General features: G+C 71.2%; 8 protein-coding genes. 3 read left to right on the top strand and 5 right to left on the bottom strand.

Going from position 1 to position 11,452, the window contains the following annotated elements; translation table 11 throughout:
- Nucleotides 1-105 precede the first annotated feature (105 nt).
- Together rny and recX are read right to left on the bottom strand one after the other, a co-directional pair.
- On the bottom strand, nucleotides 106-1,722 hold the full coding sequence (gene rny / locus OHA68_RS25135) for a ribonuclease Y (RefSeq protein WP_327102424.1): 1,617 nt from the start codon (nucleotides 1,720-1,722) through the stop codon (nucleotides 106-108).
- Between the two features lie 787 nt (nucleotides 1,723-2,509).
- Complete coding sequence (gene recX, locus OHA68_RS25130) at nucleotides 2,510-3,049, bottom strand: recombination regulator RecX (protein ID WP_407674366.1); 540 nt, start codon at nucleotides 3,047-3,049, stop codon at nucleotides 2,510-2,512.
- Between the two features lie 168 nt (nucleotides 3,050-3,217).
- Here recX and OHA68_RS25125 point away from each other — a divergent pair, with 168 nt between their 5' ends.
- Nucleotides 3,218-3,358: a hypothetical protein gene (locus tag OHA68_RS25125; protein WP_327102422.1), complete on the top strand. Its 141-nt coding sequence runs from the start codon at nucleotides 3,218-3,220 to the stop codon at nucleotides 3,356-3,358.
- 557 nt (nucleotides 3,359-3,915) lie between these two features.
- Here the strand turns inward: OHA68_RS25125 and recA are convergent.
- Nucleotides 3,916-5,010, bottom strand: coding sequence for a recombinase RecA (gene recA, locus OHA68_RS25120; protein WP_189141666.1), 1,095 nt, complete (start codon nucleotides 5,008-5,010; stop codon nucleotides 3,916-3,918).
- A 232-nt stretch (nucleotides 5,011-5,242) separates the two neighbouring features.
- On the opposite strand from recA, the gene OHA68_RS25115 reads away from it, so the two are divergent.
- Nucleotides 5,243-5,518 carry a hypothetical protein gene (locus OHA68_RS25115; protein WP_327102421.1) on the top strand — a complete coding sequence of 92 codons (276 nt, stop codon included), beginning with the start codon at nucleotides 5,243-5,245 and terminating at the stop codon, nucleotides 5,516-5,518.
- Here OHA68_RS25115 and OHA68_RS25110 read toward each other — a convergent pair.
- Together OHA68_RS25110 and OHA68_RS25105 are read right to left on the bottom strand one after the other, a co-directional pair.
- Nucleotides 5,501-5,695 (bottom strand): DUF3046 domain-containing protein, encoded by a 195-nt coding sequence (locus OHA68_RS25110; RefSeq protein ID WP_189141664.1) that lies wholly within the window; start codon nucleotides 5,693-5,695, stop codon nucleotides 5,501-5,503. The genes OHA68_RS25115 and OHA68_RS25110 overlap by 18 nt on opposite strands.
- A gap of 248 nt (nucleotides 5,696-5,943) precedes the next feature.
- Nucleotides 5,944-6,432 carry a VOC family protein gene (locus tag OHA68_RS25105; protein ID WP_189141663.1) on the bottom strand — a complete coding sequence of 163 codons (489 nt, stop codon included), beginning with the start codon at nucleotides 6,430-6,432 and terminating at the stop codon, nucleotides 5,944-5,946.
- 88 nt (nucleotides 6,433-6,520) lie between these two features.
- Here OHA68_RS25105 and OHA68_RS25100 point away from each other — a divergent pair, with 88 nt between their 5' ends.
- On the top strand, nucleotides 6,521-11,386 hold the full coding sequence (locus OHA68_RS25100; protein WP_327102420.1) for an Lhr family helicase: 4,866 nt from the start codon (nucleotides 6,521-6,523) through the stop codon (nucleotides 11,384-11,386).
- Nucleotides 11,387-11,452 lie beyond the last annotated feature (66 nt).

Here is an 11,452-nt window from a genome sequence, read left to right as displayed (position 1 = left end):
CGGCAGCGGGTGCATGCGTTCGACCGCGAGCCGGTGCGGACCTGGCTGAGGCGTCCGCCAGCAGGTGCATGCGTTCGACCGCGAGCCGGTGCGGACCTGGAGGCGTCAGCGGGCGAACTCCGTCGCCCGTGACTCCCGCACCACCGTGATCCGGATCTGCCCCGGATAGGTGAGCTCCTCCTCCACCTGCTTGGCCACGTCACGGGCGATCACCTGGGCCTGGATGTCATCGATCGCGTCCGGCTTGACCATCACCCGGATCTCGCGCCCGGCCTGCATCGCGAAGACCTTCTCCACCCCGTCGTAGGACTGCGCGATCTCCTCCAGCCGCTCCAGCCGCTTGACGTACGCTTCCAGCGACTCGCGCCGGGCGCCGGGGCGGCTGCCGCTGATGGCGTCGGCCGCCTGCGTCAGCACCGCCTCGACCGTGCGTACCTCCACCTCGTTGTGGTGCGCCTCGATGGCGTGCACCACGTCCTCCTGCTCGCCGTAGCGGCGCGCGATCTCCGCCCCGATCAGCGCGTGACTTCCCTCGACCTCGTGCGTGAGCGCCTTGCCGATGTCGTGCAGGAGGGCGCAGCGCTTCATCAGCGGCTGGTCCAGCTTGAGCTCCGCGGCCATGATCCCGGCGATGTGCGCGGACTCGATGAGGTGCTTGAGGACGTTCTGCCCGTAGCTGGTGCGGTATCTGAGCTGGCCGAGCAGCAGCGTCAGCTCCGGATGCATGTCGGTGATGCCCAGCTCGACCAGGGCGTCCTCACCGGCGCGGGCGCACAGGTCCTGCACCTCCGCGCGGCTGCGCTCGTGCGCCTCCTCGATCCGCTGCGGATGAATGCGCCCGTCCAGCACGAGCTTCTCCAAGGTGAGCCGGGCGGTCTCCCTGCGCACCGGGTCGAAGCAGGACAGCAGCACCGCCTCGGGCGTGTCGTCGATGATCAGGTTGACGCCCGTCGTGGACTCGAACGCCCGGATGTTGCGCCCCTCGCGGCCGATGATCCGGCCCTTCATCTCGTCACCCGGCAGATGCAGGACGCTGACCACCGACTCCGCCGTCTGCTCCGCCGCCACTCGCTGCACCGCCAGCGTCACGATCTTGGTGGCCCGCTTCTCGCCCTCCTTGCGGGCGTCCCCCTCGATCTCCCGGATGAGCAGCGCGGCCTCACGCTTGGCCTGGTTCTCGATCTCCTTGACCAGCTCGGCCTTGGCCTGCTCCGAGGTGAACCCGGAGACCCGCTCCAGGATGACCCGCCGGTCCTCCTCGACCCGCATCAGCTCAGCGCGCCGATCGGCCAGCTCCACCTCGGTCTCGGCCAGCTTCCGGTCCCGCTCGGTCTGCCGCCTGGCCTCCTCGTCCAGCCGCTGCTCCCGCTCGGCCAGCCGGCCCTCCCTGCGCTCCAGGTCGGCACGCAGCTCCTTGAGCTCGGACTTGAGCAGCCGGCTCTCCTCCTCGACCTCGCTGCGCATCCGCGCCGCCGACTCCGCCGCCGACTCCGACCGGCGCAGCATCTCCTCCGCGTCGGACTCGGCCTTGTCGCGGATCTTCCCGGCCTCCTCGCGCGCCTGCTCAAGCTCCTCGTGAACGGCCTCGACCTGCTCCGCGGTGGGCTTGGCGGCCTTGGGGACACTGCCCGAGGTGCGCCGGACGACGATGTAGAGAGCCGCCATCATCCCGCAGGTCAGGACGAGCACCGCCACCGACAGCACTACGACAAGCGGCCCCATGTACGCCCCGCCCTCCTCGCGTCGTCAACACCCACAAACGCGGCCCTCGCCATGGAGGGTCACGGGCGCGGCGCGGAAAGCCCGATCGGCGTCAGTCCTCGGACCGATATCAAGCCAGGACTGACCGGGCGCCGACTGTCACAGCCGACACCTCGCCCGTCTCTCGCTCGTCCGTCGTTCACCGGTATGGCAATCCGCACTGCGCGGAGTAACTCCTCACTGCCGTCGAGGTTATGCGTCGAACAGGTCACGAGCAAGCAAACGCGTCATCAAGCGTGTCATACGAGTGATCGCGCCTGCCCATCTACTGGATCTTCGTAAGATCGATGATCACATACTCCCCAGTCAGCCCATACGCCACCAGTCGCCCATCCCCGACATCCCACCCAATCAACGCACCCTGCCCCCTCGGCATTCGGGCACAGGCCCAGATCCGCCGCCGCCCACCACAGCAGCCCCGAACAGCCGCAAGAACCCGTCGCCCACCACAGCAGCCCAAACAGCCGCAAGAAACGCGGACACCCCTGGACACGACGCATCCCCGGAGAGCCGCGCCACGCACGGGACACGACAGCCTCAGGCCGGCCTGCGGGTGCAGGTCACCCGACACCTCAGGCCGGCGTCCGGGTGCAGGTCACCGGGAGGCGGGCGTCGCGACGACGCATCCCCGGAGAGCCGCGCCACACACGCCACTCGACGCCCTCAGGCCGGCCTGCGGGTGCAGGTCACTCGACGGCCTCGTGCTGGCGTGCGGGTGTAGGTCACCGGGGGGCGGGGGTTGTGGAGGTCAGGGATAGTCCTCCTCGACCTCGATGCCCTCCTGCTCCAGAGCCTCCCGGACCACGCGGAACGCCAGGCCGGGGGCGTACCCCTTTCTGGCGAGCATGCCCGCCAGGCGACGGGTGCGGGCCTTGGAGTCCAGGGACCGGGTGGAGCGGAGTTTGCGCTCTACGAGCCGCCGGGCCGTTTCGAGCTCCTGGTCAGGGTCGAGGCGCTCGACGGCTTCGTTGACCGTCTCGGAGTCGACGCCCCGGTGGCGGAGCTCGGCGGCGAGGGCACGCTTGGCCAGCCCACGCCCGTGATGCCGGGAGTCGACCCAGGCTTCGGCGAACGCCTCATCGTTGATGAGCCCCAGCTCGGAGAACCGATCGAGCACCTTCTCCGCCGCCTCGTCCGGCACGTCCCGCTTGCGTAGGGCTTCGGACAGCTGGGCACGAGTCTTGGGCGACATGGTGAGCAGGCGAAGAACGACGCCACGCGCGACCGACTCGGGATTGGCATGCGGCGTGGCACCCGCAGGCGTGTCGGGATCGGGCCCATCGGGCAACCACCCACTTCCCGCCCCACCCGCAGACCGCCTCCCCTTACCGGCTCGCCCGCCCCCACTCTGACGACCGCGACCTTTACCACCGGCGGACCGACGCCCCTTACCGGCCCCCCGATCCTTCGGCCACCCACCGTCGAACGAGTCGTCACCGCCCCCGAACTCACCGTCATGTCGGTCACCACCCGCAATGCCACCCTCCGACCGGCCATCACCCGCACGCCCACCGCCATACGAGTCACCGCCCGTACGACCCGCTTCGTACGGATCACCACCCGCCAGGCCGGCATCGTACGGATCACCACCCGTTAGGCGACTATCGGAACCGTCGCCCGCCGCTTGGCCGAAGTTCGGTTGACTGCCCGCGGACGACTCGCCCTCTGGCCTGGTGGGCTCGGTGGCTGGTGACGGCTGTCGATTTGCGGGAGCCGGTGGCTCGCTGGCCGGTGAGCCCGCCTCGGGGTCGGCAGACCGGGGAGATGACTGGGTGTCGGACGGCGTATCGGACGGCGGGGATCCGTCCGATGACGGCCGGCGGAGCGCGCGCAGTTCACTGAGTGAAGGCCAGCCGTTGCCGCCCGTGGGTTGGGATGCCTCAGATGATCGGACGGAAGCGCCTCTCGACTGCGTCCCAGAGGCACCCGTCCCGGAGGCACCCCCGGAAAGACCCGTCTCAGGGACGCCTGGCCACGGGGCGCCTGCCCCGCCTGTCCCCGAGCCTGAGTCGGGGGTGTCCCTTCCTTCCGCCTTGCCTGGGCGTTGTCCCTTACGGCGAGGGCGGCGGGGGGAAGGGGGGACGTCTGGCCAGGCGCCCCAGTCTCGGGAGTGGGGCGCCTGGTCCGGGTCCGTGTCACTCATGTGGCGACCGCTCAGACGTCACCGGGCTTCGGGGTGGACTTCGCACCTCGGCCGGAAGGGGCCGGGGCGGCGGGAGCGGCGGCGGCCGGGGCCTCGGCCGGGACGTCGAGGCGGGGGCCGACGCCCAGCTTGTCCTTGATCTTCTTTTCGATCTCGTTGGCCATGTCGGGGTGGCTCTTCAGGAAGTTACGGGCGTTTTCCTTGCCCTGGCCGAGCTGGTCGCCCTCGTAGGTGTACCAAGCTCCGGACTTGCGGACGAAGCCGTGCTCGACGCCCATGTCGATGAGGCCGCCCTCGCGGGAGATGCCGACGCCGTAGAGGATGTCGAAGTCCGCGACGCGGAAGGGCGGGGCCATCTTGTTCTTGACGACCTTGACCCTGGTGCGGTTGCCGACCGCCTCGGTGCCGTCCTTGAGGGTCTCGATGCGGCGGATGTCCAGGCGGACCGAGGCGTAGAACTTGAGCGCCTTGCCACCCGTCGTGGTCTCGGGAGACCCGAACATGACGCCGATCTTCTCGCGGAGCTGGTTGATGAAGATGGCGGTGGTGCCGGTGTTGCTGAGGGCGCCGGCGACCTTGCGCAGGGCCTGGGACATCAGGCGGGCCTGGAGGCCGACATGGCTGTCGCCCATCTCGCCCTCGATCTCGGCCTTGGGCACCAGCGCGGCCACCGAGTCGATGACGATGATGTCGACGGCGCCGGACCTGATCAGCATGTCGGCGATCTCCAGCGCCTGCTCACCCGTGTCGGGCTGGGAGACGAGCAGCGCGTCGGTGTCGACGCCGAGCTTCTTCGCGTATTCGGGGTCGAGGGCGTGCTCCGCGTCGATGAAGGCCGCGATGCCGCCCGCGCGCTGGGCATTGGCCACCGCGTGCAGGGCGACCGTGGTCTTACCCGAGGACTCGGGGCCGTAGACCTCCACGATCCTGCCGCGCGGCAGGCCGCCGATGCCGAGCGCCACGTCCAGCGAGATCGAGCCGGTCGGGATCACCTCGATGGGGGCTCGGGCGTCATCGCCCAGGCGCATCACAGACCCCTTGCCGAACTGCCGCTCGATTTGAGCTAGAGCCGTTTCGAGGGCCTTCTCGCGGTCGTTGATTGCCATGGGAAACTCCCCCTGGAGAGTCGTGGTCCGAACAGTCGAGTGAAAGCTACGGCCTGCCACCGACATTTTCTGGCGAAGCCACGGGCCCATCTTAGCCGAACGACTGTTCGATCACATCCTGAACACGCGTACCACGGTCGGCCGAGACCCGTACATTCATCCCTGTTGTGCCGTTTGTGTTGTCATGCGCCGTGAGCTGGGGAGACTCACAGGAAAGGCGGGAGGTGGCTACGTGACGAGCGCGTACATCGGGGAACGGCGCGGCCATCTGCAGGCGCTCGCCGAGCAGCTGCCCGCCTACGGGCTGGTGAGCCGCATGGTCGGTGACGACCACGCGGTGCTGTGGGTGTGGCAGCCGCAGAGCGGCCGGCAGACGCTCGTCTTCGCGACCCCCGCGCATCGCGGCTGGTTGTTCCTGTGGTCGCCCGGCGGTCAGTGCCGCGCCGACGACCTGGACCGGGCGGCCCAGGCGCTGCAGGCGGCGCTGGAGTCAGCGGAGCCGGGGTGAGACCTCCTCCACCTGGCAGACCGCGCGCCAGACGGACTTGGCGCTCTCGCCGTCGGCGAGCGCTTGGGTGACGGTGCGGCCGCCGAGCGGGGCGAGCACGTAGTCGCGCGCCCAGGACTCGGCGTACGGGTCACCGAAGTGCTCGCGCATACGTCTCCAGAATTCGGTCAGGCGCATGCCACAAGTATGGAAGGTGTCAGAGGATGGGTAGGACCACCCCATGGCAAAGACCCCCAAGTCTTCCAAGTCCTCACCCCCCAGATCGACCCTGGCCAAGACGAACAAGGCCCGCCGCCGACGGCTGCGATCAGCGCGGCGAACGGCGATCCAGCAGGAGAAGGCCGAGCGTTCCGAGAGGCGCGCGGGCGTCGGTCAGGAACCACGCGCCGGTACGCCGCGCAAGCGCAAGGCGTCGTGGCGGTAGATCACAGCACGCGAGCGCCGTACATCTCCCCGAGATGGTCGGCGAGCAGCTCCAGCCGGGCGCCGTCGGGGTCCTTGAAGTAGATGGAGGCGCCGCTCTCGACCTGGTGCGGCACGCCGGCCATCTCCAGCTTGCCGCGCAGCCGCTCCCACGTGGCGGGGTCGACGGAGATCGCGATGTGGTGCAGCCCGCCGAGCACTTCCTGGTAAGGACCGAGGTCGAGTCCGGGGAAGTCGAAGAAGGCCAGCAGGTTGCCGTTGCCGACGTCGAAGAAGAAGTGGCTGGAACCCTTGTAGTCGCGGTTCTCGAAGATCTCCGTCAGCGGGAACTCCAGCAGCTCCTGGTAGAACTTGACGGTACGCTCCACGTCGGACGAGACAAGGGCCATGTGGTGCAGGCCGCGCGCGCTGCTCGGCGGACGGTGCGCTAACACGTACCTGTCTCTGATCTCCTCGCGGCGAGCCTCGATGGCTGCGTGGTCGGTGGTCACCGTCGGTCTATGTCCGCCATGCCGCCGCTCAATCTCCCGGGCTCGTGCCAATGCGTTTTCTGTCGGTGCGGCGAGGCAGTATGTGCGGGTGAGCTCGCTCGACCACTTCAGCCAGGTGACCAGGCAATGGTTCACCGGAGCCTTCGCCGCGCCGACCGCCGCGCAGGAGGGCGCGTGGGAGTCCATCGCGCGCGGTGACAGCACCCTGGTGGTGGCTCCGACGGGTTCGGGCAAGACGTTGGCGGCGTTCCTGTGGTCGCTGGACAGGCTGGCCGCCGAGCCCGCCGAGGAGCCGGGCACCAAGGTGGTCTACGTCTCGCCGCTGAAGGCGCTGGCCGTGGACGTGGAGCGCAACCTGCGCGCGCCGCTGGCCGGGCTCAAGCAGACGGCGCGGCGGCTGGGGCTGCCGGTGCCGGAGATCTCGGTGGCGATCCGGTCCGGCGACACGCCCGCCCAGGATCGCCGGCGGTTCGCCGCCCGGCCCGCCGACATCCTCATCACGACCCCGGAGTCGCTGTTCCTGCTGCTCACCAGCAAGGCGCGGGACGCGCTGCGCGGGGTGCGGACGGTGATCGTGGACGAGGTGCACGCGGTGGCGGCGACCAAGCGCGGCGCCCATCTGGCTCTCACCCTGGAGCGGCTGGACGCCCTGCTGGAGCGGCCCGCGCAGCGCATCGGGCTGTCGGCGACCGTGCGGCCGGTCAGCGAGGTGGCCACCTTCCTCGGCGGCGCCCGCCCGGCGGCGGTGGTGCAGCCGCCGTCGGACAAGCGCATCGAGGTCGAGGTGGTCGTCCCGGTCGAGGACATGACCGAGATGGAGGCCAGGCCGAGGGAGGCGGGCGCCGACGACTTCGCGCCCGAGCCGACCAACCGGTCGATCTGGCCGCATGTGGAGGAGCGGCTGTTCGACCTGATCGAGGCGCACAGCTCGACGATCGTGTTCGCCAATTCGCGGCGGCTCGCCGAGCGGCTCTGCACGAGGCTCAACGAGCTGGCCTACGACCGCCGGCAGGGCACCGAGACGGTGGACCTGTCGCTCTGGGAGACGCCGGGCGACGGCGCGTCCGGCATGCCCGCGCAGGTGATGGCGCAGGCGGGGGCGAGCAAGGGCGTGCTGACGGAGATCGTGCGCGCCCATCACGGCTCGGTGTCCAAGCAGGAGCGGGCGCAGATCGAGGAGGCGCTCAAGTCGGGCCGGCTGCCGGCCGTGGTCGCCACGTCCAGCTTGGAGCTGGGCATCGACATGGGCGCGGTGGATCTGGTCGCCTGTGTGGAGGCGCCGCCGAGCGTGGCGAGCGGGCTGCAGCGCATCGGCCGGGCGGGCCACCAGGTGGGCGCGGTGTCCAAGGGCGTGATCTTTCCTAAATACCGGGGCGACCTGGTGCAGACGGCCGTGGTGGCCGAGCGGATGAAGAGCGGCCTGATCGAGGAGCTGCGCTATCCGCGTAACCCGCTCGACGTGCTGGCCCAGCAGATCGTGGCGATGACCGCGCTGGAGGAGTGGACGGTCGACGAGCTGGAGACCGTGGTCAAGCGCGCCGCCCCCTACGCCACGCTGCCCAGGAGCGCGCTGGAGGCGACGCTCGACATGCTGGCCGGCCGCTATCCGAGCGAGGAGTTCGCCGAGCTGCGGCCGCGCGTGGTGTGGGACCGGGTGACGGGCACCCTGCAGGGGCGGCCGGGCGCCCAGCGGCTGGCGGTGACCAACGGCGGCACGATCCCCGACCGCGGGCTGTTCGGGGTGTTCCTGGTCGGTGAGAAGGCCTCCCGGGTCGGCGAGCTCGACGAGGAGATGGTGTACGAGTCCCGCGTCGGCGACGTGTTCGTGCTGGGCGCGACGTCGTGGCGGATCGAGGACATCACGGCCGACCGGGTGCTGGTCTCCCCCGCGCCGGGTCAGCCGGGCAAGCTGCCGTTCTGGCACGGTGACACGGCCGGTCGGCCCGCCGAGCTGGGCGCGGCCATCGGCGCCTTCCTGCGCGAGCAGGCCAAGCAGGAGTCCACCGAACGGCTGCGCGAGGCCGGGCTGGACACCTACGCCGCCGACAACCTGGTGTCCTACCTGCGCGAGCAGCGCGAGGCGACCGGCTACGTGCCGGACGACCGGACCCTGCTGGTGGAGCGTTTCCATGACGAGCTGGGCGACTGGCGGGTCGTCATCCACTCCCCCTACGGCGCGCGGGTGCACGCGCCCTGGGCACTGGCGATCAACCGGCGGCTGCGCGAGCGCTACGGCCTGGACGTGCAGGCCGTCCACTCCGACGACGGCATCGTGCTGCGCATCCCGGACACGCTGGCCGAGCCGCCCACCGATGTGGCGGCATTCGACGCCGACGAGATCGAGGCGATCGTCACCGAGGAGCTGGGCGGTTCCGCGCTGTTCGCCTCCCGGTTCAGGGAGTGCGCGGGGCGGGCGCTGCTGCTGCCGCGCCGCACGCCGGGCCGGCGGAGCCCGCTGTGGCAGCAGCGTCAGCGGGCGGCGCACCTGCTCGGGGTGGCCTCCCAGTACGGGTCGTTCCCGATCGTGCTGGAGACGATGCGGGAGTGCCTGCAGGACGTCTTCGACGTGCCGGGACTGGTGCGGCTGATGCGCGACCTGGCCGCGCGGCGGGTGCGGCTGGTGGAGGTGGAGACCTCGCAGGCGTCGCCGTTCGCGGCGTCCCTGCTGTTCCACTACGTCGGCGCGTTCATGTACGAAGGCGACGCGCCGCTGGCCGAGCGGCGGGCACAGGCGCTCGCCCTGGACACGACGCTGCTCGCCGAGCTGCTGGGCCAGGCCGATCTGCGCGAGCTGCTCGACCCCGACGTGATCGCCGACACCGAGCGCGAGCTGGCCAGGCTCGACCGGCCGCTGCGGGATCTGGAGGACCTGTCCGACCTGCTGCGCTCGCACGGGCCGCTGCTGGCGCCCGACGTGAGCGTGCGAGGCGGGGATCCGGCCTGGCTCGAGGAGTTGGAGCGGGCGCGCCGGGTGATCAGGGTACGGCTCGCGGGCGAGACGCAGTGGGCCGCGATCGAGGACTCGGCCCGGATGCGTGACGCGCTGGGAGTGCCGCTGCCGGTCGGGATCCCGCATGTCTTCCTTGAGCCGGTCGCCGACCCGCTGGCCGACCTGGTGGCACGGCATGCCCGGACACGGGGGCCGTTCCAGGCGAGCACGGCGGCGGCCAGGTTCGGTCTGGGCGTGGCGGTGGTCGGTGACGCGCTGCGCAGGCTGGCGGCCACGGGGCGGGTGGTCAACGGCGAGTTCCGGCCTGGAGGGCGGGGCGAGGAGTGGTGCGACGCGGGCGTGCTGCGGATGCTGCGCCGCAGGTCGCTGGCCAGGCTGCGCAAGGAAGTCGAGCCTGTGGCGGCGGAGACGCTGGCGCTGTTCCTGCCCGCCTGGCATGGCATCACCGGGTCCGCCGTAGGCCCGGGAGACGGAGGCATGGCGAGCGGAGGTCCGGGGAGCGGTGGCCCGGGGAGCGGGAGCCCGGGGCGTGGTGGCCCGGGGGGCGGGAGCCTGGCGAGCGGAGGTCCGGGGGGCGGGAGCCTGGGGGGCGGGGGCGCGCGAGGGGCGGCTGTCGGCGGGGGCGCGTACGCCGCGCGGGCGATGGACGGGCTGGTGCGGGCCGTCGAGCTGCTCCAGGGGGCGGCGGTGCCCGCCTCCGCGTTGGAGACGCTGGTGCTGCCGTCGCGTGTGCCCGGCTACCATCCGGCCCTGCTCGATGAGCTGACCTCCTCCGGTGAGGTGATGTGGGCGGGGCAGGGGTCGTTGCCCGGCAGCGACGGGTGGGTGTCGCTCTACTTCGCCGACACCGCGCCCCTGCTGCTCGCGGAGCCGGCCGAGATCACCATGACGCCGGTGCACGACCAGGTGCTGGAGGCGCTCGGCGGCGGTGGGGCGCTGTTCTTCCGCGGATTGTCCGACAAGCTCGGCCTGCTGGACGACCAGGCGCTGGCCACCGCGCTGTGGGATCTGGTGTGGGCCGGGAGGGTGTCCGGCGACACGCTGGCGCCGCTGCGCGCCACCCTCGGCTCCGGGCGGCCGGCGCACCGGCCGGCGACGAAGCGGCGGCGGGCGGTGCTGCCGAGCAGGAGCGGGCCACCGACGGTGGGCGGACGATGGTGGCTGCTGCCCGAGCCCGCCGGGGACGTCACCCAGCGCGCCAACGCTCAGGCCGAGGTGCTGCTGGAGCGGCACGGGGTGGTGACGCGGGGGGCGGTGACGGCCGAGCGGCTGCCGGGCGGGTTCACGCCTGTCTACCAGGTGCTGCGGGCCTACGAGGAGAGTGGGCGATGCCGCCGCGGCTACTTCGTCGAGGGTCTCGGCGGGGCCCAGTTCGCCCTGCCCGGGGCGGTCGACCGGATGCGCGCGATGGCCCCCAGCGTCGCACCGACGGGAGGGATGCGCCTGGAGAGCACCCCCTTCGGGACGCCGCCCTCCACTACAGCCCCATTCAGTCCGGCACCTTCCGGCACAGACCCATCTGCCCCAGCACCCTCCGACACAGACTCATTCGGTACGACACCTTCCTTCGGCTCGGGCGCCTTCGCAGGGACGCCCACGGATGCGGCGTTCGCGCGGGCCGGTCGGCGGGACACCGTGCTCAGGGCGGTGGTGCTGGCCGCCGCCGACCCCGCCAACCCGTACGGGGCCGCGCTGCCGTGGCCGCAGCACCCGGGCGAGGTCGGGCACAAGCCCGGCCGGAAGGCGGGGTCGCTGGTCGTGCTGGTCGACGGCTACCTGGTGCTCTATGTGGAGCGCGGTGGCAAGACGCTGCTGTCGTTCGCCGACGGCGACCGGTTGCAGCCCGCCGTGGACGCGCTGGCGCTGGCGGTTCGCGATGGCGCCCTCGGGAAACTGACGGTCGAGCGGGCCGACGGCGGCTCGATCGTGGACTCGCCCCTGGCGGCGGCACTGGAGTCGGCCGGTTTCCATCCGACCCCCCGGGGCCTGCGCCTGCGCGCCTGACCCGACGATCGTCAAGGCCCACGAAACGAAGGGTCACCAAAGGGCTTCCAAAGATTTGAACGGCTG

Source organism: Nonomuraea glycinis (assembly GCF_035920485.1).
GTDB classification, from domain to species: domain Bacteria; phylum Actinomycetota; class Actinomycetes; order Streptosporangiales; family Streptosporangiaceae; genus Nonomuraea; species Nonomuraea glycinis.
This window is presented reverse-complemented; position numbering and strand designations above follow the sequence as displayed.

Excerpts from the sequence above, each read along its gene's own strand:
- rny (WP_327102424.1), bottom strand. The coding sequence starts at position 1,722 with ATGGGGCCGCTTGTCGTAGTGCTGTCGGTGGCGGTGCTCGTCCTGACC.
- OHA68_RS25125 (WP_327102422.1), top strand. The coding sequence starts at position 3,218 with ATGTCGGTCACCACCCGCAATGCCACCCTCCGACCGGCCATCACCCGC.
- recA (WP_189141666.1), bottom strand. The coding sequence starts at position 5,010 with ATGGCAATCAACGACCGCGAGAAGGCCCTCGAAACGGCTCTAGCTCAA.
- OHA68_RS25110 (WP_189141664.1), bottom strand. The coding sequence starts at position 5,695 with ATGCGCCTGACCGAATTCTGGAGACGTATGCGCGAGCACTTCGGTGAC.